Below are 22,529 nucleotides of genomic sequence, written 5' to 3' on the forward strand. Positions count from 1 at the left end.
TCTTTCCACCGGAGGCTGCAAATGTCCGAATTCACTGGCTTGTCGCTGGTCATCGAACCCAACGATCTGCTTCAGCGCCTTGATGCTCCTGAACTGATCCTCGTGGATCTGACCAGCAGCGCTCGCTACGAAGCCGGGCACATTCGCGGCGCCCGCTTTGTCGACCCGAAACGCACGCAACTGGGCAAACCACCGGCGCCCGGCCTGCTGCCGGATCATGCTGGCCTTGAGCAACTGTTCGGCGAGCTGGGCCACAATCCCGATGCGGTCTACGTTGTTTACGACGATGAAGGCGGCGGCTGGGCCGGGCGTTTCATCTGGCTGCTGGATGTCATTGGCCACACCCGCTACCACTATCTGGACGGTGGCTTGCTGGCCTGGGAAGCAGAATCGCTGCCGCTGAGCACCGACGCTCCGCCGGTTGCAGGCGGCCCGGTAGCGTTGACGCTGCACGAAGAACCGACCGCCACCCATGAATACCTGCAAAGCCGTCTGGGCGCAGCCGACCTGGCGATCTGGGACGCGCGCGGCCCGACCGAGTACTCGGGCGAAAAAGTGGTGGCGGCCAAAGGCGGGCATATTCCCGGCGCCGTCAACTTCGAATGGACCGAGGGCATGGACAAGGCGCGCAACCTGCGCATTCGTCAGGACATGCCGCAGATTCTGCGCGACCTGGGCATCACCCCCGAAAAGGAAGTGATCACCCATTGCCAGACCCACCACCGCTCGGGCTTTACCTATCTGGTGGCGAAAGCGTTGGGCTATCCACGGGTCAAGGCGTACGCCGGTTCGTGGGGCGAATGGGGCAATCTTCCGGACACCCCGGTGGAAAACCCGGCAGCGTCTGCACTGGCCGTCGAGCCTGCAGAGCCCGCCCAGCCAGCCCCGTCAGTCGAAGCGGTCGAACCGGTTCGCACCACCGAACCGGGCCGGACGTCGCAGAAATCATTTTCAGGACATTCCTCTTCAAGGCCATCAATGAAAGACCGTCTGTTTATTCTCAGCCAGTACCTGTTGCCGCACCATTTGCTGTCCCGACTCGCTGGCTGCGTCGCCGAATGCCGTGTGCGCTGGTTCAAGAATGCCTTTACTGAATGGTTCGCCCGCCGCTATCAGGTGGACATGTCGCAGGCGCTGGTCGAAGACCTGACGTCTTACGAGCACTTCAACGCGTTTTTCACCCGCGCCCTGAAACCTGATGCACGCCCGCTCGACATCACGCCCGGCGCGATCCTGTCGCCTGCCGACGGTGCCATCAGCCAGCTGGGCCCGATCGATCATGGCCGTATCTTCCAGGCCAAAGGTCACAGCTTCAGCGTGCTCGAACTGCTGGGCGGCGATCCGAAGCTTTCTGCGCCATTCATGGGTGGCGAGTTCGCGACCGTTTACCTGTCGCCGAAGGACTATCACCGCGTACACATGCCGCTGGCCGGTACACTGCGTGAAATGGTCTACGTGCCGGGTCGCATCTTTTCGGTCAACCAGACCACCGCTGAAAACGTACCGGAATTGTTTGCCCGTAACGAACGAGTGGTTTGCCTGTTCGACACCGAGCGCGGGCCAATGGCCGTGGTGCTGGTCGGCGCGATGATCGTGGCGTCGGTCGAGACGGTCTGGGCCGGACTGGTAACGCCACCCAAGCGTGAACTGAAGACTTTCCGCTACGACGAAGCGGCACGTGCGCCGATTCATCTGGAGAAAGGCGCAGAAATGGGCCGCTTCAAGCTGGGTTCCACGGCCATCGTGCTGTTCGGGCCAGACCAGGTTAAATGGGTCGAGCAGTTGAAAGCCGGCTCCAGCGTGCAAATGGGGCAGGCACTGGCAGTTCCGAAACAAGCCTGATGGCTGACGAGGGCTGAAACACGGGGGCGCGACCTGAACGGTCGCGCCCCCGTGGCATCAAATAGGAGCAGAACTGGCCTAAAGCCACACTTGCTGCGCGACTTCACCGATACTGGTAGAGTCACTCACTCGGCGCTGTAGGACACTTCGCACATTCGTGGCGTACACTGGACAGTCGCGCGACGTTGCAGTCATCCACTCAATGCCGCCGCCCGTTTCCAGTGCGTCGTTGGAGTCCATCTTTCACATGAGCAATTTTAGCCTCCCTCTGCTGTTGCGTGCTCCCACGCCAACGCAGTCGAGCCTGACATTCTGTGAAGCCACTCCGCGCGACCTGAAACGCTGGATCTCCAGGCTGCCCAAAGCAAACCTCGGGGAAATGGCGCGTCAGCTGTATCAAGGCCTGGCCGAGCTGAACCAGCTGGTTACCCCCAGTGATAACCGCCTGCAACTGCTTGAACTGCTGCGCCCCGAGGTCTACTTCGTCTGCAAGCACCTCGAACGTCACTTTCTCAACCAGGCCATTGTGCTCGACGAGCGGCCGCGCAAGGTTGCCAACCTTTGTCAGGCCCTGCAAAACCACTTGGCGACGGGCTACAAACAGATCATCCAGCAGATCGCGGCGCGTTACAGCAAAGATCAGAGCGGTTTGTTCAGCACCGCGTTGCAACGCGCTATGCATGGCCTCAACGGACCGCTGATTCGCGCCAACCAGCTCTATTGTCCGGTGCAAGAAGGTCTCTGGCTCGAGATTCATCAGATCTATCAGATCGCCCGTCATTACGGCCTGCACCACGCTATGATCGACGAGCCCATGGCTCACCACACCAAAGCGCTGAGCGTCGAACAGACTTACGTGATTGCCCTGCTGATGGGCTGCTCGCGCTGCAATCAGATGCGCCAGCTGAATATCGGCAAACTGGCCGATGCGCTGGAAGCCTGGAGCCCGTTGGTCAAGTTGCAATTCCCTGCCGAGGAAAGCAGCCTGTTTGCGCTGGACACCACCGCCGACAAACCGCCGCTGTATGGCACGCTGTTCACTGACGAGCAGATTCCCAGATTGCTCGGCATCGATACCTCCGCGCTGGCGGACGCTATCCATCAGTACCTGGCCCTGCCGGACGATCAACGCTCGCCTGCCCGACTGCTGATACCGACTGGCATCAATACCGATCTGTTGCAGCATCTGGCAGCGGCCTGGGGCGATGTCGCCGAACGTGCTTTTCAGCGCACCGCCGGGCAGGGCACGCTGAAGCTGTGCATTGGCATGAGTGCCCTGCACTACTACGTCGCGGGTCAGAAATCGTTCAGCGAACTGCTGCAATTGAACAGCGCGACCAACGTTGCGAACTTCTCACTCAAAATGGTCAACGACGCCGACGATGACCCTTGGTCTTCGGCTTTCGATACGCAGCGCGGCAACACATCATCCGTGCTGTTGCCGTATGAAGAGATCGAATACCCGAAGATCGACGGCGATAGCGACTCGCTCTCCAACGGTCAACACACCTTCCCGACCTTTGACCTGAACATCGTCAATCACAGCCCGGGCGGTTATTGCCTGGCGTGGCAGAAAGAGGTGCCACAACAGTTGCAGGCGGGCGAACTGGTCGGGATTCAGGACGATGCCGGGCAAGGCTGGAGCGTCGCCATCGTGCGCTGGGTGCGCCAGGTGCGCAGCGGCGGTACGCAAATGGGCATCGAGCTGATCGCGCCTTTTGCCCAGCCGTGTGGCATGCAACTGATTCGTGAGCAGCAGAACAGCCAGTACCTGCGCACCTTGATGCTGCCGGAAGTACGCGCCATGGACAAACCGCCGACCGTACTCGCCCCGCGCCTGCCGTTTCAGGAAGGCAGCAAGGTAATGATCAACGTGCATGGCGAGGAACGACGCGCCTCACTGAGCAACCGGCGCATCAGCAGCGCAAGTTACAACCAGTTCGAATATCAGATGTACGATGCCCCGAGGGTCGCGGAAAGCGAGAAGCCCAAGCCGGGGCAGGAATTCGACTCGCTGTGGGGCACGCTGTAGGCGTCGCACCCCGTTAACGAATTACGACGCGACTCGTGATCAGCTTGTGATCAGCGCTCCGAACGCTGCGCCTCACGATCACGAAACCCCAGCAGGTACAGCACGCCGTCCAGCCCCAGCGTCGAAATCGCCTGTTTGGCAGACTGCCTGACCAGCGGCTTGGCCCGGAACGCCACGCCCAGCCCGGCAATCGCCAGCATCGGCAGATCATTGGCCCCGTCACCGACCGCGATGGTCTGTTCAAGGCTCAGGCCTTCCTTATGCGCCAGTTCACGCAGCAAATCTGCCTTGCGCTGGGCATTGACGATCGGCTCGACGGCCACGCCGGTGACCTTGCCATCGACCACTTCCAGCTCGTTGGCGAATACGTAGTCGATGCCCAGCTTCGCTTGCAGCTGTTTGGCAAAATACGTGAAGCCACCTGACAGAATCGCGGTCTTGTAGCCCAGGCGCTTGAGTTCGGCGAACAGCGTTTCAGCGCCCTCGGTCAGGCGCAGCGAAGCGCCGATTTCGTCCAGCACGCTGACATCCAGCCCCTTGAGCAGCGCCAGACGCTCCTTGAAACTTTCGCTGAAATCCAGCTCGCCGCGCATCGCCCGCTCGGTGATCTCGGAAACCTGCTCGCCAACGCCTGCGGCCTTGGCCAGTTCGTCGATCACCTCGGCTTCGATCAGGGTCGAATCCATGTCGAACACCGCCAGGCGTCGATTGCGGCGGAACAGTGAGTCCTGCTGGAAGGCGATATCGACGTTCAGCTCCTGCGCCACGGCAAGAAACTCGGCCTGCATGGCCTTCGGATCGGCAGGCTCACCACGCACCGTGAACTCGATGCAGCCCTTGCCCTTGTCGGCGGGGGTGTCGAGCGGCATGCGCCCTGACAGACGATCGATCTGATCGATGTTCAGCCCGTATTTCGCGGTAATGGCACTGACGCACTGCAATTGCTCGGCAGTGACCTTGCGGGTCAGCAGCGTCACAATGTGTCGCGCCTTGCCCTGGCCGTCGACCCACTGCTGATAATCCTCTTCAGACACCGCCGTGAAGCGCACCTGCTGGTCCAGCTTGTAGGCGGTGAACAGGATGTCCTTGAGCACGGACGAGCCTTCGACGGTATCCGGAATTTCAACCAGGATGCCGAACGACAGGGTGTCGTGGATCACCGCCTGACCAATATCGAGAATGTTCACGCCACCCTGGGCGAGGACGCCGGTGATGGCTGCGGTGAGACCGGGACGGTCGACACCAGTGATGTTAATCAGGACGATTTCGCGCAAGGCGCACCCCCGCAGTGGAAAAAAACCGCATTCTAACCACATTCAGTGACCATCGGGCACAGGCAGCGCTTTGCCGCTACTGGGTCGCTCGTTATACTGCGCGACAACTTCACCGAAAGAGCCGTGCTCTGTGAACCGGCCCACGCCCGTTAAAACCGATAATTTCTTCCTGCTCATCTTTCGTGCCCTGCGTCATCGCCGGATACCGATTGCTTTGCGCATTGCCAGCCATAACGTGATCCTGGTCGCTTTGGCGCTGGTGATCTACGCCGGTGTCATGGGTCTGCAGTTCAAGCAGGCCATGCATGAACAGGCGGATGCGCTGGGGCAGGCCCTGACGACCCAGACCGCCACCTCGGCCACCGAGCTGTTGGTGTCCAACGACATCCTCAGTCTCAACGTGCTGCTGGGCAATCTGGTCAAAAACCCGCTGGTCGCACATGCCGCGATCTACAGCGTCGACAACCGCATTCTTGCGGAAGCCGGCCAGCGCCCGAAAAACGGGATTCTGGGTGAGGCGCAGGGGCTTTATGAAATCAAGATAACCTTCCAGGACACGATGGCAGGTCATCTGCGCATCAGCCTCGACATGTCGCAGTTCCAGCAGCCGATGACCATCAGCCTGCAAAGCATGGGCATTCTGGCCGGTATCCTGCTGGCCCTCGCACTGGCCCTGAGCCTGCGTCTGGGCCGTCATATCTCCACGCCTCTGATGCAGATGCGCATCTGGCTGCGCAACATCGACCCTTACACCCCGGCCACTGACCGCCAGGACGAGATCGGCGACATTGCCCGGCAGTTGCGCACGTCGTTCGCGCCACCTGAGCCCGAACCTGAACCGTTGCCCGAGCCTGACGCCGAGTACGACAGCGACGAGGATGACGAGCCGTATCTGGAGCCGGAAGACAAGCCTGCACCAACGGTTTCAGCCCGCACGCCCGCAGCCAGCGAGCCGAAACCGCGCCTGCCTGCGCCGCCCGTACAGCGCCGCATCGTTGCCGAAGAAGATGAAGAAGACGAGGAAGATCCGTTCGCGGACCTGCGTGATACGTCAAGCAATGCGCCCGCCGTCCGTCCCGCTGCCGCCCCTGCCGTTCAGAGCGAACCGCACGACAGCGCAGTGCTGGCTGTCCAGCTTGGCGCGCAGGATCAATTGCGCCGCCTGCCGCGTGCCCGCCTGACCGAACTGCTGCAACGCTATCGCGACTGCCTCGATCAAGCGGCCTCTCTGTACGAAGGTGAGCTGCACACCCTGAATGACGGCAGCACCCTGATGTTGTTCCACAGCCACGAAAGCGGCGAAGACTACCTGACCAACGCGATCTGCTGCGGCGAACTGTTGCGGGCACTGAGTCATGCCTTGCAGATTGAAGTCGCGGACAGTGGCATCACCTTGCAACTGCAACTGGGCCTGACGCTGGGTGAAAACCTGAGCGATCTGAGCCAGATCGACCTGCTGCTGACCGAGACCGCACAGGATGCATTGGCACTGTCGCAGCACAGTCGTAATCTGCTTCTGGTCGAACGGCGCATCAACGATGACCCGCTGATCCGCCAACGCGCCCGCATCCGCCCCATCGCCAGCCCGGAAGGTGCTTGCTGCGTAGAACGCCTGATGGAGCCCTACCCATCAATGCTCGAACGCCAACTGTCGCGCATGCACGAAACCAACAAAGTCTGACCATCACCTATCACTGAAACTATCGTGCCCATGCTCCGCATGGCACGCCGTTCTGGACGCTCCGCGTCCGATCTTGAATGTGCGGCGCGACGCAGATCTGTGACGCGGAGCGTCACGAACGGCATTCCTACGCTGGAGCGTGAAGAACGATAGGTGTCCGGGCTGAAACGAGAGCTATCAGCGCACCAACAAAAAGCCCGCATCGCTGCGGGCTTCTTTGTTTGTCCGATTCATTCTAGAAGCGGAACACTTCAAGATCGGTGCGGATAGGGGATGCCAGTGGCATTCTTGGCTTGTCGGGCTCTTTGGCCTTGGCGACAGGGGCTTTCTTTGGTTCGTCCAGTGGCTGCCAGGCAATCGGTTTGATGGCCGTGCTGACCTGATCGACCAGACGTTGCAGGAGCATGCCTTGCGCCTTGACCTGATCGGCCGAGCTGCCAGAGTGAACCTGTTCGAGGTGCACCAGTCGGCTGTCCCTAACGTGGCCCTTGCGGTCCAGAAGGCGCCATTGCGCATCCAGAACGGCTGGCTGTTTGGCGCCGGAGTCCAGACGGGTGATCGACAATACGACCTGTACGTCCGGCGTGAAACTGGCAACCGCAGGGGCCATCACGACTCGCTGGCTGTCCAGCTTCCAGGCCAGTTGCCGCAGCAGCAACTGGTCGATGTCCGAAGACAGATTGCCCGCCCAGCGCCCGTCGGGCGATACGGTCAAGGTGCCGTCAGGCTGGCGTTGCAGAAGGGTTTCGCGTTGCAGATAGTCGGCCACCGAAACAGGACCCAGCAATACTGCCAGACCACTACTCTGTTTCGGCTGACCAGGCTCACCGCTATCGAGCTGATACAGCGCGGTCGGCTGGCGCGAACTGCAACCAGCCAGACCCAGAACGCCGGTCATCAGCAAGATCAAGGGAAGTCGTAAGAAATTCATCATCCCATCCAAGTGGCCGTCCAGAGACTGGCCACGGTATAAGTACTTTCAAGACCCATGAAGGCACTGAGCCACGCATGCACCCCAAGACCTCATATCATCCGTGAATATGCTTTCTGACTCCAGCGATTATGCATCGTACTTCATGGCAAAACGAAGAACACTGGTGCCAGATCAGTGTTTTCAGCTATTTTCCACCAATAACCCGTCGACGCGCTGGAAGCCCCTTGGCAGCTTGTTACCCCGTCGACCACGCTCACCCTTGTAATGTTCGAGATCTTCAGGTTTGAGCGAAAGGGTTCGTTTACCGGCCTGAAGCACCAGCGTAGCGCCCTGCGCGATCACCGCCAGGTCGGTTACATATTCCTCGCGACTGGCCACCCGCTCGCCCGGAATACCGATGATCTTGTTGCCCTTGCCTTTGCCCAGTTGCGGCAGGTCGCTGATCTTGAACACCAGCAGGCGACCTTCGGTGGTCACCGCGGCCAGCCAGTTCTGTTCACGATCCGGCACAGGTCGCGGCAGAATGACCTTGGCCCCGGCAGGCAGGCTCAGTAGCGCCTTGCCCGCCTTGTTCTTGGCTTGCAGGTCTTCGCCCTTGACCACGAAACCATAACCTGCGTCGGACGCGATCACGTACAGCGCGTCATCTTCCGGCATCAGGACGCACTCGAACGTCGCGCCCGGTGGCGGTTGCAGTTTGCCGGTCAACGGTTCGCCCTGCCCGCGTGCAGACGGCAGGGTGTGCGCAGGTACCGAGTAACTGCGCCCGGTGGAGTCGATAAACACCGCAAACTGGTTGGAGCGGCCAATCGACGAGGTCTTGAAGCCATCCCCCGCTTTGTAGGAAAGCCCGGTGGCATCGATGTCATGACCCTTGGCGCAGCGCACCCAGCCTTTTTCCGAGAGCACCACGGTGACCGGCTCGGTCGGCATCAGTTCGTTCTCAGACAGCGCCCTGGCTTCGGCGCGAGCAACGATTGGCGAGCGGCGGTCATCGCCGTAGGTTTCAGCATCAGCGATCAGCTCGGCGCGAACCAGCTTGCGCAGCTTGGCCTCGCTGCCCAGCAGGGCCAGCAGTTTTGCCTGTTCCTTGCGCAACGCATCCTGCTCGCTGCGCAGCTTCATTTCTTCCAGACGCGCCAACTGGCGCAGCCGGGTGTCGAGGATGTAGTCGGCCTGGATTTCGGTCAGGCCAAAGCGGGCAATCAGCTCTGCCTTGGGATGCTCGGCGGTCCGGATGATGTGGATCACTTCATCCAGGTTCAGGTACGCGGTGAGCAAACCGTCCAACAGATGCAGGCGGTGTTCGACCTTGTCCAGACGAAATTTCAGACGACGCCGCACAGTACCGATGCGGAACGTCAGCCACTCGCCGAGCAGGGTCTTGAGGTTCTTGAGTTGCGGTTTTCCGTCCAGACCGATGATGTTGATGTTCACCCGGTAGCTGGATTCAAGCTCCGTGGTGGCGAACAAATGTTGCATCAGTTCGTCCAGCTCAACCCGGTTGGAGCGCGGGATGATCACGATGCGGCAGGGGTTTTCGTGGTCCGACTCGTCGCGCAGGTCAGCGACCATCGGCAGCTTCTTGGCCTGCATCTGCGCGGCGATCTGCTCCAGCACTTTGGCCCCGGAGACCTGATGCGGCAACGAGGTGACGATAATGTCGCCATCCTCGATGCGATAAACCGCCCGCATGCGCACCGAGCCACGACCGGTCTCATAGATTTTCAGCAGGTCGGCGCGCGGGGTGATGATCTCCGCTTCGGTCGGATAATCCGGCCCGAGTATGTGCTCGCACAGCTCTGGAATCGTGGCCTTGGGGTCATCCAGCAGATGAACGCAGGCACTGGCGACTTCGCGCAGGTTGTGGGGCGGGACGTCAGTGGCCATGCCGACTGCAATGCCGGTAGTGCCATTGAGCAGGATGTTCGGCAAACGCGCCGGCAACACCGCCGGCTCATCGAGGGTACCGTCGAAGTTCGGCACCCAGTCCGCAGTGCCCTGGCCCAGTTCGCTGAGCAGCACTTCGGAATAGCGCGACAGCCGCGCCTCGGTGTAACGCATGGCCGCGAACGACTTGGGATCATCCGGCGCACCCCAGTTGCCCTGCCCGTCCACCAGCGTGTAGCGATAGCTGAACGGCTGAGCCATCAGCACCATGGCTTCATAACAGGCCGAGTCGCCGTGCGGATGGAACTTGCCGAGCACGTCGCCGACGGTACGCGCCGACTTCTTGTGTTTGGCATCGGCGCCCAGGCCCAGCTCGCTCATCGCGTAGATGATGCGGCGCTGTACCGGCTTGAGGCCGTCGCCGATGTGCGGCAGGGCACGATCCATGATGACGTACATGGAGTAGTTGAGGTAGGCCTGTTCGGTGAAGTCCGCCAGTGATCGGCGTTCTACGCCATCCAGGCTGAGGTCAAGGGAGTCGCTCATGCGGGCCTCATCATTTCGTTGACTGGCGCAGCAGCAAGTTGCCGCCGCGCTGTGTGAATTCGAGTTGTTTCATTGCGCTCATGCCCAGCAGCACTTGCTCGCCTTCCAGGCCAGGCGCTACCAGTGCACGCACGTTGCTCAGAACGATATCGCCCAGTTGCAGGCGGTCCAGCGTGGTACGAAAGCCCTGGCTGTTGCCATTGGCGGTGCTGACCGTGACCGGCAAGCCGCGCTTCAGACCCAGGCTATCGGCCATGTCACCGGGAATGGCGACGTCGGTCGCCCCGGTGTCGATCATCAATTCCACCGTCCGGCCGTTGATCTGGCCGGTACTCACAAAATGCCCCTGACGATTGCCAGCCAGTTGCACTTCTATATAACCGTCACCGTGTTGCGAGCTCACCACCGTATTGGGGTTTTGCTGCTTGTCTTCCCAATCGCCGAAAAAGCGGGTGGCCAGAAACAGACCCGCCGCCCAGGCAACAATCATCAACACCTTGCCAGCGCGTCTGCCGGGCTGCACGTTACTCACTGAGCAGCGCTCCAGCCGCCCTCTGGCGCAGCGAAACGCCAGACAATCGGGCGCTTTTCTCCGTCGGCGCGGGCACCAAAGTTATTGTCGATGCCGATCCAGGCACCGCTCTCGTCCACCACCAGAGCCTCGGTCAGACCATAAGGCTGATCGTAACGGCGCGACGGCACCATCGCCTCTTTGGCGAACGACCAGCAACGCTCGATCTGCCCGCTCGCAACGTCTCGCCGACAAATGCGGTACACCGCGCGTTCCAGCGTGAACAGCTTGCCGTTGTACAGCGACAGATCGGAAAAATCCGTGGAAACCTTCTTGCTGCCCTGCTCCGGCGGCAGATTGTCCAGACCGGACTCGGACAGGAGCACACAGCTTTTCCCGCAGGTCCATTGCTCCTGACCGCGCCTGACCACCAGCAAACCACGCTTCTCGCGTTCGGCGGCCAGCCAGATGCGGTCGCCTGCGGCATTCATGGCGATGCCTTCGAAGATCGCGTTGAAGTGCTGCAACATGCCTTGCGCACGAGCCTGCTCGATCAGTGCTTTGGGCAGCGGCAGCCAAGACGGCGCGCCATTGACCGGAACCTTGAGCACCGTGCCATAAGCTTCGCTGATCAGGTAGCGATTCCCGGCAGCGTCACAACTGACCCCTTCGAAATCCAGATTTCCGCCGCGCACCAGCGCCGACAGGCCAGCCATCGAGCGCAGGTTCAACGGCAAGTAGCTCTGAGGTGTCGGCGCATCGATACGACGCGGCTCGGCCTTCCAGGTGTTTTCCGACACATCAAGACTGTAAAGCAGGTTGTCGTCGCGGTCGGAAACCGTCCACAACTGACCATTGCACATGGCCAGGCCGGACAGATTACCGCCCACCATGCCATCTACCGGATGCTCGGATTGCAACTTCAGGGCCTCAAGCGGCGCGGCGAAAACCGGCGCGACGATAGAGGAAGCCAGAGCAGCGCAGACCAGCGCCGCGAGCCAGGCTTGCATCAAGTCAGAACCTCAGCGAGGTTGCCTTTCGATTCAAGCCAGGACTTGCGGTCACCGGCGCGCTTCTTGGCCAGCAGCATGTCCATCATTTCCGAAGTCGCGGCGTAATCATCCAGCGTGAGCTGCACCAGACGCCGGGTATTCGGGTCCATGGTGGTTTCGCGCAGCTGTGGCGGGTTCATTTCACCCAGCCCCTTGAATCGGGTGACCTGTGGTTTGCCGCGCTTCTTCTCGGCCACCAGACGGTCCAGAATCCCGTCGCGCTCGCTTTCGTCCAGCGCGTAGTAGATTTCCTTGCCAAGGTCGATCCTGTACAGCGGCGGCATGGCGACATACACATGGCCAGCATCGACCAGCGGCCGGAAATGCTGGACGAACAGCGCGCACAGCAGCGTGGCGATGTGCAGACCGTCGGAGTCGGCGTCGGCGAGGATGCAGATCTTGCCGTAGCGCAACTGGCTGATATCGGCTGCGCCCGGATCGACACCGATGGCCACGGCGATGTTGTGCACTTCCTGGCTGGCGAGCACTTCGCCGCCGTCCACTTCCCAGGTATTAAGAATCTTCCCGCGCAACGGCAGGATGGCCTGAAATTCCTTGTCCCGCGCCTGCTTGGCGGAGCCACCTGCGGAATCACCCTCGACCAGAAAAAGCTCGGAGCGCGCCGGGTCCTGCCCGGCACAATCGGCCAGCTTGCCCGGCAAGGCCGGCCCTTGGGTGATACGTTTGCGTTCAACCTTTTTACTGGCCTTGAGGCGACGGCCGGCGTTGTTGATCGCCAGGTCAGCCAGTTGCAGGCCCAGTTCGGAGTGCGTGTTTAGCCACAGGCTGAAGGCATCCTTGACCACACCCGAAACGAACGCGGCAGCTTCGCGGGACGACAGGCGCTCTTTGGTCTGGCCGGAAAACTGCGGTTCCTGCATCTTCATCGACAGCACGAAAGCGATGCGCTCCCAGACGTCTTCCGGCGCGAGCTTCACGCCGCGCGGCAGGAGGTTGCGGAACTCGCAGAACTCGCGCATCGCGTCCAGCAAGCCTTGGCGCAAGCCATTGACGTGGGTGCCGCCCTGCGCGGTCGGGATCAGGTTGACGTAGCTTTCCTGAACACTGTCGCCACCTTCCGGCAGCCAGAGCAGCGCCCAATCGACCGCTTCTTTATTGCCGGCAAAACTGCCGCAGAACGGCTCGTCCGGCAGGCGCAGAAACTCGCTGACAGAATCCTGCAAGTAAGAACGCAGGCCGTCCTCGTAATGCCACTCGACTTTCTCGCCAGTGGCCTTGTCTTCAAAACTGACCAGCAGGCCCGGGCACAGAACCGCCTTGGCCTTGAGCACGTGCTTGAGGCGGCTGACGGAAAACTTGGGGGTATCGAAATATTTAGGATCGGGCGCGAAATAGACGCTGGTGCCGGTATTGCGCTTGCCGACTGTGCCAATGACAGCCAGCTCGGTGGCCTTGTAGCCGTCGGCGAAGGTCATCTCGTATTCGTTGCCATCACGCTTGACCCGCACCCGGACCTGGGTGGACAGCGCGTTGACCACGGAAATGCCCACGCCGTGCAGGCCGCCGGAGAACTGGTAGTTCTTGTTGGAAAACTTGCCGCCCGCGTGCAGCTTGGTGAGGATCAGCTCGACGCCGGACACGCCCTCTTCCGGGTGAATGTCCACCGGCATGCCGCGACCGTCGTCGGACACTTCCAGCGAGTTGTCGGCGTGCAGAATGACCTGAACCGAGCGTGCATGACCGGCCAGGGCTTCGTCGACGCTGTTGTCGATGACTTCCTGCGCCAGGTGATTGGGCCGCGAAGTGTCGGTGTACATGCCCGGACGTTTGCGAACCGGATCAAGGCCCGAGAGGACTTCGATGGCGTCTGCGTTATAAGAGCTAGCGCTGGGAGTGGCCATGGGTTCTCGTTATCAATCTTTCATGAAATTTCAGGGATTCAATGTTCTTGCATTCATGTGACCGGGCATCGATCACCTACAGCGCTGACACGTCGATCTTTTGCAGCATATCAGGGGCAAATCCGGCAAACGTCAGCAGTGCCGGCATGCGCTCGGCAAAACCCTGAAAGCTGTGATCGCCGCCCGCCTGAATACGCAAGGAACAGGCCCGGTAAAACTGCTCGGCGCGCCGGTAATCGAGCGTCTCGTCACCGGTCTGCAACCACACCTGAAACTGCTGCGGGTCTTGCGGAGCCGGAACTTCCAGCTCGGCCAGCGCCTGAATGTGATCTTCGGTCAGTTGCCACTGCTCGCCGGTGTGCAGATTCTGCTGCATGCCGAGAAACCCGTCGAACAGCTGATGCGGGTTGACCGCCGGATTGATCAGTACCGCTTTGAGACCGTGGCGCTGTGCCAAGTGAGTCGCATAGTAGCCGCCGAGGGAGCTGCCGACCAGTAATGGCCGCCCCAGTTCGGCAATGGCCGACTCGAGTTGCAGCATGGCCTGACGCGGATGGTGATGCAGTTCAGGGACCTGTAACCGATCGGCCAGCCCTAAAGAGGTCATCAGCGCGATCAGTTGACGGGCCTTTACTGACTGGGCCGAACTGTTCAGGCCATGGATATACAGCAATGCAGGTGTGTCGCTGATCACGCTGTCGCTCCCGAGTGCGGTGCAAAGCCGTGTAGTTTACAGGGACTCACGCTACAACACCTCACCGGAAACGTGTCGAACTGCTCATTTAATAGCCAGCGCCGCTCTCATCGACTTCATACAGCATGCCCTCCACCCTGGACACCCCGGTTTCCAGCCGCCCATCGTCGTGCAACCGCAACCAGCGATAGCCCGGTGCCGAGGTGTCTACCTTGAAATCCACACTGCCCGGCGCAAACTGAATGCAGGTCGACGGCGACGCCAACAGGCGCACGCCGTTACGCACCTGGTCGAACTCCTGATGCACATGCCCCCAAAGCACAGCCTTGACCTGCGGGAATCGGTCCAGCACCGCAAACAACGCATCGGCATTGCGCAGACCAATGGGCGCCATCCATTCGCAGCCAATAGCCACCGGATGATGATGCAGGCAAACCAGATGATGCCGGTCAGGCGCTTCACTCAACGACCGCTCCAGCAACTGCAACTGCTCATCCGCCAGAAAACCCGGCACCGAACCGGGAACTGCCGAGTCGAGCAACGTCACCCGCCACTGGCCGACGTCCACAACCGGATCAAGCAGCCCCTCACCCTGCGCGACATGCTCCATCTGCGGCAATTCATCATGATTACCGGCAAACCAGCGCGCTGGCGCAGCGATCTGCGCGCTTATCTGCCGAAACGCCTCATAAGACTCGACGCTGCCATCCTGGGAAATATCCCCGCTGGCCACGACCAGATCAATCTGCGGCTGCTCGGCCAACACCCGATCAACGACTTTTTCCAGACTGTCGCGGGTGATCATACCCAGCAACGCCCCATCCGCCTCGGCAAACAGGTGGCTGTCGGATAGCTGGACCAGCAAAACCGAGTTTTCAACAGGGGCGTTAGGCAAAGGCCTTCTCCTCCTTTGGCAGAGTCTGGCGATTATGGTGGGAAGCGATGATGTCGGCAAATCTCGATACGAAAACTCATTCACGGCGACATCGTCACAAGCAAATCGCCACCCTCTTGCCGGGGCAAAACGCTCACGACCTGTCAAAACTGTCAGGTCACAGGTGCAGGTCCAAGGCGTAAGTTGGGGTGTCGGTGTTCGTGCAGCGGCTTAAAAGCATAGATTTCAAGACTGACAGACCGATTTCTTCACACTCACGAATCAGCCCAACAACACGCTGCCGGATATGACAGGCTTTTGAATTGGACAGGGCAACGCTGTGAGTTGTGCCACATGCCGCCTCTATGGAAGACCAGGAAGTGTTGTTGCCGTAGAACTGCTCGACAGAAAGATTGCAACCACCAGAAACTCGCTTGGCGGCAGATGGGGTTGTGCTGGATTCAAGATTCTCTCAAGTCGCGCCTTGTAGCAGGTGAGCCTGAAAGCATCTGCCCAAGGCACGGCGTGAGAGTTGAAGCAATACGCCACGAAGGGGAAATTCAACCAGGGAAGTGCGCTCGGCAACGTTCCCTGGAAGAAATCGAAACTTACGGCCTATTCAAACGCCGGGTAAGCTTCCCGGTGTCTATGACGCGCCCAAACGTTCCTTTCGGAACGGACTTGATATGCAGATCAAAACGATAATCCTCGGCCTTCACCAGCTCTATATGCTCCGAGAAGGTCTCTTCGTAAGTGGTACATTCCAGCGATTTAGTTCCGCGATCATAAGATATATAAACCGCGGCATGAATGATGGGAATACCTACATCCTCATTAGACCTTCTACCTTTCCGCTCTTCCTGCCCTTCCGCCCACCGCTGTCTACCGGCACGTTCAAAGATGACAATATCCGTCACGTAAAGCCTTCCATCTGTAGGGATCAACCCCACGACCTCATAATCCATGCCTGACTCCATGTACACTGGATTCTGGATGGTGAACGTCCTGACAAACGCAAAATACTTTTCACCATCCCCGACATCATTTTTAACTTTAACAGCGAACAATGTAGAGTCACTCGGTGAGACCACAAACTTTGACAACCCTCTAATACTGGAAATATTTGCCTGAGAGGTCTCCCACAACTGGTGAATTGAGCCACTGTCGCTGTAAGCATGCCATCCGTAAACTTTGGAAAGCGCCCCCACTTTTACGGACAAAAACTTATCATTCAAATGCGAGGGCAAATAATACTGAACAACGGATTCCTCGTAGGCATAGGGTCCGTCACCTTCATAATTCACACTCATGTAAAATTCGGCACCGTGATCGCGTTCCATAATCATATTCCTTTATGTTCTATGGGCACAGAGCAGTCTGTGCACTATCAAGACTAGACGGCTTCCGCCGCTTTGCAGCCTGCAACGGACCAACGACACGCGACTCATAAAAAACTGACGACCCCTCAACAAGCCCTCCAGAGGCCATACTAACCAATCCGATAAAATGGACAAAGGCATTAGCATTTAGCGACAAGATACCGATGACCACGCCACTATTTTATATACAAGAAATGCTCCCAGCGCGATGTCCTGCCGGCCAGGGAAGTCACGCCAGCGTAGAGAGAAAACTGAAGCCCAAGCTATTGCTTACACAGGGTCACCCACACCTCATCCAGGTCATCCTCAAGTATAAGCCTTGCTTCGAACCCCGAATCAGGAAACTGTCGATTCAGCTTTGTATTCCAGCAGTCACGAATGACCGCGCCAAGCTCGGCGGCTTCGTCATAATCTATATCACCCAGCAAACTGGTAATTTCTATCATATTCAACCAGCCAGGAATCTCTAAGGGCGCGATACCTTGCGCTACCGTTTGATCGTAACGATCCTGCGTGAAATTCTCCTCGATGAAATAGCCGCCCGCGAATAAAAATATTGTCGGATTAAACAAAGCGACAACGCTCATTGCAAAATCATCGTGCAACCCAAGGCTTGTTCTGACCATATAAAAATAGTCAAACCTAGAAAGCCCGTCTTTGTTAGCCAATAGATAATCTTTATAGCTATATTCGGGCAAAGATTTATTCATCTTGGAAACTCATCCGATGTTGGAAGGCGGACTTTTAAACCACCAGGCACAAGGCTCCCATCTGGCCTCGTGTCGATTTTGTTAAATTTCACGTTTGGGCGTGGGTAGGGGCCATGATCTTTGCCTGATCCTCGATATTGCTTAACTGTGCCATCCTCATAATGCGTCGTGTACTGCCCCTCTCGTCCAGGCCTTTCAACAATGGTATGCGACCGCCCTTCGGCCTCATCCAGCGGTGGCGGCGGCTTGTTTCGGGACTTTCTCTTTTTCGGCGGAGCCGCTACTGGCTCCGGCACAACCCCCTTCGCCCGAGCAATCACAACGGTCTGCGATCCGCTCCCCACCCCCTCAGCATGGCCTTCTGCGTGAACACGCGCAATCTTGAGATCACGCCCCAGCTTTTCCAGCACTCCACCAAGCCGCTTGAGCTGTGGTGATAAACGCGAGCTGGCAGCACCGACGCGCGCGGCGAGCCCCACTCCACCGGTCAAGTAGACCAGTAGCGCGGCGAGCACGATCTCGAAAACCATTCCTCCGGTAAATTGCAGAATGGATTCATGATTTTGAATCTTGACGTACTGTCTGGCGAAATGCCCCAACGCAAGCTGGCTTTCATTATCCTGAAAGACATAACTCGCGATTTCGTAGGCATGCGCCATCTTTTCGCGGCTGATCGTAGCGGGATCAAAACCCAGCGCTTCTGCCAGCTCACGGTGCTGAGCAGCGGAATATTGTTCAAGAAAGGAATCGAGCCAACTGCCACCCGGCGCCACTTCTGCGTTCCATGCCGACACAGCAGCAGTGGAGAGCGCATCAAACGGATTGATCAGGTCTGAAAATTCTGCAACTGACTTGGCGAGACCCCATGCGCCGTAAAGAAACCCCTTGCCCAACGCTGCCCCGGCATAAAAAGCATTGGCCGCATCACTGCGTTGCTCCTGAATCGCCTTTAGCCGATCAGCTTCAAGCCTTTCCACGTTGAGAATCTCGTTCAATACCCTTTTCAGCTCTGTGCGACTCGCACTCGGCTGTTTTTTGGGTTCAAACCCGGGATGCAATTGAACCTTGTGCTCCCGCCCCGCGATGACCTGGCTAAGAAAGCTTTTTGAATCGAGTTTTCCCTGAATGACTTTGCCATCGGCCTGGGTCATGCCCCACGAGCAGCCGACCAAGCGCTCGCCGTTACTCCAGAGAAAACGAATCCCTATCAGGCAGTTGACCTGCGATTCTGGTTCGTGAAGCGTTCTGGGCGGTGGATTTTCCCAACTGTACGCTGCTGCTGGCGGGACCGGCCTTGGCTTACCGGGATCTTTGGGCTGACATACCCTCGGGGTGGGCGAAGAGTTGCCTCTGGTGTCGTAAACACCCATTGCGGTAGTTTCCCTGGATCAGCGAATGTGCATCTGCATGCTGAAGCTTGCGGTGAAGCTCTTGCACAACGAGAGGAATGGTCTGCAAACAGGGAGGCGAGTCTAAGGATTGAAGCTGCGGCGTCGAGCCTTGAAGAGTTTCGGGGTATTGCCGGACAGGTTGCTGATACGGCCCTGCGGTACTGCAACCGGCATCGGCGGCTGTCGCTAGCAAAACGTATTCAACATGTTGCAAAGGGAATCAGCGCACCGCTTCAAACTCATGCCCGCACGCCAGGCAGTGGCTCAGCCATTCACCCAGAAACAGATTGAGCTGGGCTTTTTCATCCGGCTGGTGCATGTCGGCATTGGGGTAGGGATAGATCCCGCGAAAGCGCCGCGCATGTTCGGCGCCGATGACTTCGGCCATGCGTGCGTCGTGATAGACCTGCACTTCAAGCACCGGCACTGGCAGCCACGGCAGGCTGTGTTCCTGGCGGACTTGCAGGGTAGTGGTGTACGGGCAGTCGAGCAGAACTTCGACGGCCAGTACGCCCAGCATCTGATCGCCCTGGGTCACGGCGACGCGGCGCGAGCGCTGTTCGTTACGCATGTCGGGCAGCAGGCGCATCAGGCGCGCGTAGTTGGCTTCACACGCAGCCTGCAGCCCGGCGAGATCGACACGGTAGCGCTCGCGCAATAGATTCACGACCATAACCCCCTTATTTCAGCGCGGTTCAACGCCAGCCATTGCAAGGCGATAATCGTTGAAGCGTTTTTGATTCTCCCGTCCTTGACTGCATCCATTGCATCATCGAACGACCAGACCGTCACGCGGATGTCTTCGCCTTCCGCTTCAAGGCCATGCAAACCACCTGCACCTTCACTGCTGCAACGCCCCATGTAAAGGTGAACGAACTCATCACTGCCGCCCGGCGAAGGGAAATATTTGGTGATCGGCCACAGCGCATCGAACACAAGCCCAGCTTCCTCTTCTGCCTCCCGATGAGCAACTTCTTCCGGCTGTTCATCCTTGTCAATGAGGCCGGCAACCAGCTCGATCAACCACGGGTTGTCGGTTTTTTTCATGGCACCGACACGGAACTGCTCGATCAGCACCACCTCGTCACGCTTGGCGTCGTAAGGCAGTACGCAGACGGCATCGTGACGAACGAACAGTTCGCGACTGATTTCCTTGCTCATGCCCCCGGCGAACAGCTCGTGGCGCACATGCAGCTTGTCCAGCTTATAGAAGCCCTTGAAGCAGTTTTCACGGCTGATTGTTTCAAAAGCTGTGGGTGCAGTTCGTGTGTTCTGGGTCATGGAATTCTCACTTGCCGCCAATTTGAACGTCGGGCCATCCTAACGCGCATCGACGGTCGGGTGCAGCCCCCTTGAACATGCAGGGTAGACGGCCGGGACTTAAAACAATTCTAATCTGCCATCTATCGAACCGAAGTCGTTGTCGGCAGTCCAACTGGCCTGCACACGCACAACGCAACCGCCTTTTTTGACACTGCCAAGGATCAACATGTCGTTATTGAGGATCACTTCACTGGCTTGCCTGGCCCTGTTGCTCGGCGCCTGCCAAAGCCTCTTCACGCCCAACATGCGCGCACCGCTGCAAGTCCAGCGCGATGCCTCCGAGCTGATCAAGCCGGGCTGCACCACCGCTGACTGCCCGCTGGTGAACATCGACACCGTGCATTTTCCCGACGAGCCGCGTCTGGACGCCATCGTTCAGAAGACTCTGCTGCAATTGACCGTTGGTGAAACAAGCGCGTCGGCACCGCCGTCCGTGAAAGCCTATCAGGAGCAGTTCCTGAGCCAGGCGCAGGGTCGCAACGCCAGTTACCTGCAAGCCAAAGTACGCGAACAGCATGACGGTATCGTGGTTGTCGAGCTGTCCAGTTATCTGGATAACGGCGGCGCGCAAGGCAATCCCGGCCGTGCCTTCATCAACTATTCGCGTCAGCAACAGAAAGTTCTGACCCTGGCCGATATGGTCATCCCGGGCAAGGAAAGCGAGTTCTGGCAAAAGGCGCAACTGGCTCATCAGAGCTGGCTGGTCTCGACCAAGATGAATGAAGACAGCGAATTCATCAAAACCTGGCCTTTCAAGCGTACGCCGCATATCGCCCTGACGTACGGCGCAGTGATTCTCAAGTACCCGGTGGAAACCATCGCGCCTTACGCGATGGGCCACATCGAGCTGAAGATTCCTTATCCGCAGCTCAATGGCATCATCAAGTCGGAACTGTTCCCCGGCCGCGGTTGATCGCCCTGCCGATTAACAGCTGCAACACGCCAGCGACGATGAGCGCTGGCAGTGTTGCACCCACTTCCGGATAGAAGTTGGCCAGCAGGTGATAAGTGCTGATGCCGCCCAGCCATGCCAGCAGGCTCATCCAGCGCAAGCCCCCCTCCGCGACCTGACCACTGCGCCCACGCAGTATGAAATGGTCGACCAGCACCACGCCGAACAGCGGCGCAAACACCGAGCCGATCAGCAGCAGGAAGTTCTGATACTGCGCCAATGGCGCGAAACAGGCGATCAGAGTGCAGATGACGCCAATGATCAAGGCCAGGTGCTCGACTTTGATGCAGGTCAGCAGTGCGCTGGAAACCGCCGCCGAGTGAATATCCGCAAACGCGTTTTCGGTTTCATCCAGCAGAATCAGCAGCAGCGGAATCCCCAGTCCTGCGCCAGCCAGCGCCAACAGCAAAGCATTGACCTCGCCGCTCGGCGCGAAAGCCAGGGTGTAGGCAACGCCAAGGCTCATCAGCCAGACGTTACCGATGAAAAAGCCGACGGCGGTGCCGCCGAAGACACTCTTTGCCCGCTGACCGAAGCGCGAGTAATCGGCGATCAGTGGCAGCCAGGACAGCGGCATGGCGATGGCAATGTCGAAACCCGAGGCAAACGGCATCGAACCGTCGCCGGATGTTGCCCACAGCGTGGTCAGATCGGCCTTGGCGAGCAGGTTCCAGGTCAGCCATAAGCAGGCTGCCAGCAAAATCCATACGCCCCATTTGCGCAAGAAGCGGCGCACGAAGGTCAAGGGTCCGCTGACCGCCAGCAAGGTTGCGAGTGCGCCGAAAAACAATGTCCAGAGCAGCGGACTGGCCCACAGGCTTCCATCTGCGAACGCCCGCGCGCCCAACAGGCTGGCGGCATCGCGCATCACAATGATCTCGAACGAGCCCCAACCGATCAGTTGCAGCAGGTTCAATACCGCAGGCAGCGACGCGCCTTTGCTGCCGAGGCTGAGCTTGAGCGCGGCCATGGACGACAGGCCGGTATCGCTGCCGATCACCGCCACGCTGGCAAGCAGCAAAACGCCCACCAGTGTGCCCAGAAAAATCGCCAGCATCGCGCCGGACATGCCCAGCCCCGGCGCCAACAGGGCTCCGGTTTGCAACACCATCAGGCCGATGCCGAGGGAAAACCACAGGGAGAACAGATCCCGCCCGCCGAATACCCGCTGGCTGGCGGGGATAGGGATGTCGGGGGAGTAGGTGCCGGGTGTGTTCACGTGTAGGTCTCGTGTGGAACGTTAATGAACTGATTACAACAGCGCTGCCTGCTCAGAATCGGACACAGAGCAAGCTTCTGCCCGCAGGGCGTGCGAACTTGTTCGCGAATAGGCCAGTACAGCACCCAAAAACAGGGCGTCTGGACTATCGTATTCGTGAGCAAGCGAAGCGTCGCCCGGCTCACTCCCACATGGATACCGAATTACTTGGCTTTCGTGGCGAACTTGTTCGCGAAGGGGGCGTTACATCCGCTGAAGATGTATCGCTCGGAATAGAGCTTTCGCGGACAAGTCCGCTCCCACGCCTTGCGGGCAGAAGCACGTTTCAACTATCGCATAATCCCTTGTGGGAGTGAGCTTGCT

At 59.0% G+C, this 22,529-nt stretch carries 18 protein-coding genes and 1 pseudogene; 5 read left to right on the forward strand and 14 right to left on the reverse strand.

Annotation, left to right across the window (positions count from 1 at the left end; genetic code table 11):
- Positions 1 to 21 precede the first annotated feature (21 nt).
- The 3 genes and pseudogenes from ABJ99_RS28935 to ABJ99_RS02560 all read left to right on the forward strand — a co-directional run.
- Positions 22 to 831, forward strand: a pseudogene (locus ABJ99_RS28935) (rhodanese-like domain-containing protein); the annotation flags it as partial.
- Between the two features lie 147 nt (positions 832 to 978).
- Positions 979 to 1,842 carry an archaetidylserine decarboxylase gene (asd, locus tag ABJ99_RS28940; protein ID WP_054084681.1) on the forward strand — a complete coding sequence of 288 codons (864 nt, stop codon included), beginning with the start codon at positions 979 to 981 and terminating at the stop codon, positions 1,840 to 1,842.
- Between the two features lie 247 nt (positions 1,843 to 2,089).
- Positions 2,090 to 3,874: a hypothetical protein gene (locus ABJ99_RS02560; protein WP_054084682.1), complete on the forward strand. Its 1,785-nt coding sequence runs from the start codon at positions 2,090 to 2,092 to the stop codon at positions 3,872 to 3,874.
- Between the two features lie 50 nt (positions 3,875 to 3,924).
- Here the strand turns inward: ABJ99_RS02560 and serB are convergent, their stop codons facing one another.
- Entirely contained in the window at positions 3,925 to 5,148 is a 1,224-nt protein-coding gene (gene serB / locus ABJ99_RS02565; RefSeq protein WP_054084481.1) for a phosphoserine phosphatase SerB, read from the reverse strand.
- 130 nt (positions 5,149 to 5,278) lie between these two features.
- Between serB and ABJ99_RS02570 the strand changes: the two genes are divergently transcribed.
- Entirely contained in the window at positions 5,279 to 6,829 is a 1,551-nt protein-coding gene (locus ABJ99_RS02570) for a HAMP domain-containing protein (RefSeq protein WP_054084482.1), read from the forward strand.
- 235 nt (positions 6,830 to 7,064) lie between these two features.
- Here ABJ99_RS02570 and ABJ99_RS02575 read toward each other — a convergent pair whose 3' ends face one another.
- From ABJ99_RS02575 to ABJ99_RS02630, 12 genes are all read right to left on the reverse strand, one after another.
- The gene (locus ABJ99_RS02575; protein ID WP_054084483.1) at positions 7,065 to 7,760 is read right to left on the reverse strand and encodes a PqiC family protein; all 696 of its coding nucleotides are present in this window, start codon (positions 7,758 to 7,760) and stop codon (positions 7,065 to 7,067) included.
- 183 nt (positions 7,761 to 7,943) lie between these two features.
- Entirely contained in the window at positions 7,944 to 10,199 is a 2,256-nt protein-coding gene (gene parC / locus ABJ99_RS02580) for a DNA topoisomerase IV subunit A (protein WP_054084484.1), read from the reverse strand.
- A gap of 10 nt (positions 10,200 to 10,209) precedes the next feature.
- Positions 10,210 to 10,689, reverse strand: coding sequence for a retropepsin-like aspartic protease family protein (locus ABJ99_RS02585; RefSeq protein ID WP_162491546.1), 480 nt, complete (start codon positions 10,687 to 10,689; stop codon positions 10,210 to 10,212).
- Between the two features lie 38 nt (positions 10,690 to 10,727).
- Positions 10,728 to 11,720, reverse strand: coding sequence for an esterase-like activity of phytase family protein (locus tag ABJ99_RS02590; protein ID WP_054084486.1), 993 nt, complete (start codon positions 11,718 to 11,720; stop codon positions 10,728 to 10,730).
- Positions 11,720 to 13,624, reverse strand: a complete 1,905-nt coding sequence (gene parE / locus ABJ99_RS02595; RefSeq protein WP_054084487.1) for a DNA topoisomerase IV subunit B — start codon at positions 13,622 to 13,624, stop codon at positions 11,720 to 11,722. Before parE ends, ABJ99_RS02590 begins: the two co-directional genes overlap by 1 nt.
- A gap of 76 nt (positions 13,625 to 13,700) precedes the next feature.
- Positions 13,701 to 14,318: a YqiA/YcfP family alpha/beta fold hydrolase gene (locus ABJ99_RS02600; protein ID WP_054084488.1), complete on the reverse strand. Its 618-nt coding sequence runs from the start codon at positions 14,316 to 14,318 to the stop codon at positions 13,701 to 13,703.
- Between the two features lie 88 nt (positions 14,319 to 14,406).
- Complete coding sequence (gene cpdA / locus ABJ99_RS02605) at positions 14,407 to 15,183, reverse strand: 3',5'-cyclic-AMP phosphodiesterase (protein WP_054084683.1); 777 nt, start codon at positions 15,181 to 15,183, stop codon at positions 14,407 to 14,409.
- 617 nt (positions 15,184 to 15,800) lie between these two features.
- A complete protein-coding gene (locus ABJ99_RS02610; protein WP_080377983.1) occupies positions 15,801 to 16,532 on the reverse strand; it encodes a beta/gamma crystallin domain-containing protein in 732 nt (243 codons plus the stop codon).
- 302 nt (positions 16,533 to 16,834) lie between these two features.
- Entirely contained in the window at positions 16,835 to 17,281 is a 447-nt protein-coding gene (locus tag ABJ99_RS02615; protein WP_054084490.1) for a hypothetical protein, read from the reverse strand.
- Positions 17,278 to 18,651 (reverse strand): polymorphic toxin type 24 domain-containing protein, encoded by a 1,374-nt coding sequence (locus ABJ99_RS02620; RefSeq protein ID WP_054084491.1) that lies wholly within the window; start codon positions 18,649 to 18,651, stop codon positions 17,278 to 17,280. The genes ABJ99_RS02615 and ABJ99_RS02620 overlap by 4 nt, the downstream gene beginning before the upstream one ends.
- Positions 18,652 to 18,892: 241 nt before the next feature.
- Positions 18,893 to 19,345 (reverse strand): DUF1249 domain-containing protein, encoded by a 453-nt coding sequence (locus tag ABJ99_RS02625; protein ID WP_002551796.1) that lies wholly within the window; start codon positions 19,343 to 19,345, stop codon positions 18,893 to 18,895.
- Complete coding sequence (locus tag ABJ99_RS02630; RefSeq protein ID WP_042913554.1) at positions 19,336 to 19,953, reverse strand: NUDIX domain-containing protein; 618 nt, start codon at positions 19,951 to 19,953, stop codon at positions 19,336 to 19,338. Before ABJ99_RS02630 ends, ABJ99_RS02625 begins: the two co-directional genes overlap by 10 nt.
- Positions 19,954 to 20,161: 208 nt before the next feature.
- Between ABJ99_RS02630 and ABJ99_RS02640 the strand changes: the two genes are divergently transcribed.
- Positions 20,162 to 20,908: an RsiV family protein gene (locus ABJ99_RS02640; protein ID WP_054084492.1), complete on the forward strand. Its 747-nt coding sequence runs from the start codon at positions 20,162 to 20,164 to the stop codon at positions 20,906 to 20,908.
- On the opposite strand, the gene cytX is transcribed toward ABJ99_RS02640, so the two are convergent.
- Entirely contained in the window at positions 20,877 to 22,166 is a 1,290-nt protein-coding gene (cytX, locus tag ABJ99_RS02645; RefSeq protein ID WP_054084493.1) for a putative hydroxymethylpyrimidine transporter CytX, read from the reverse strand. The two genes, ABJ99_RS02640 and cytX, sit on opposite strands and share 32 nt — an antisense overlap.
- Positions 22,167 to 22,529: the final 363 nt, after the last annotated feature.

The sequence above is a fragment of the Pseudomonas syringae pv. cilantro genome, from assembly GCF_001293775.1.
In the GTDB taxonomy this organism is placed as follows: Bacteria; Pseudomonadota; Gammaproteobacteria; order Pseudomonadales; family Pseudomonadaceae; genus Aquipseudomonas; species Aquipseudomonas syringae_P.

What these genes read in the sequence shown, in the direction of transcription:
- asd (WP_054084681.1), top strand. Translation starts at nt 979, where the DNA reads ATGAAAGACCGTCTGTTTATTCTCAGCCAGTACCTGTTGCCGCACCAT.
- ABJ99_RS02560 (WP_054084682.1), top strand. Translation starts at nt 2,090, where the DNA reads ATGAGCAATTTTAGCCTCCCTCTGCTGTTGCGTGCTCCCACGCCAACG.
- ABJ99_RS02575 (WP_054084483.1), bottom strand. Translation starts at nt 7,760, where the DNA reads ATGAATTTCTTACGACTTCCCTTGATCTTGCTGATGACCGGCGTTCTG.
- parC (WP_054084484.1), bottom strand. Translation starts at nt 10,199, where the DNA reads ATGAGCGACTCCCTTGACCTCAGCCTGGATGGCGTAGAACGCCGATCA.
- ABJ99_RS02585 (WP_162491546.1), bottom strand. Translation starts at nt 10,689, where the DNA reads ATGATTGTTGCCTGGGCGGCGGGTCTGTTTCTGGCCACCCGCTTTTTC.
- ABJ99_RS02590 (WP_054084486.1), bottom strand. Translation starts at nt 11,720, where the DNA reads ATGCAAGCCTGGCTCGCGGCGCTGGTCTGCGCTGCTCTGGCTTCCTCT.
- parE (WP_054084487.1), bottom strand. Translation starts at nt 13,624, where the DNA reads ATGGCCACTCCCAGCGCTAGCTCTTATAACGCAGACGCCATCGAAGTC.
- ABJ99_RS02610 (WP_080377983.1), bottom strand. Translation starts at nt 16,532, where the DNA reads ATGGAACGCGATCACGGTGCCGAATTTTACATGAGTGTGAATTATGAA.
- ABJ99_RS02615 (WP_054084490.1), bottom strand. Translation starts at nt 17,281, where the DNA reads ATGAATAAATCTTTGCCCGAATATAGCTATAAAGATTATCTATTGGCT.
- ABJ99_RS02620 (WP_054084491.1), bottom strand. Translation starts at nt 18,651, where the DNA reads ATGGGTGTTTACGACACCAGAGGCAACTCTTCGCCCACCCCGAGGGTA.
- ABJ99_RS02625 (WP_002551796.1), bottom strand. Translation starts at nt 19,345, where the DNA reads ATGGTCGTGAATCTATTGCGCGAGCGCTACCGTGTCGATCTCGCCGGG.
- ABJ99_RS02630 (WP_042913554.1), bottom strand. Translation starts at nt 19,953, where the DNA reads ATGACCCAGAACACACGAACTGCACCCACAGCTTTTGAAACAATCAGC.
- ABJ99_RS02640 (WP_054084492.1), top strand. Translation starts at nt 20,162, where the DNA reads ATGTCGTTATTGAGGATCACTTCACTGGCTTGCCTGGCCCTGTTGCTC.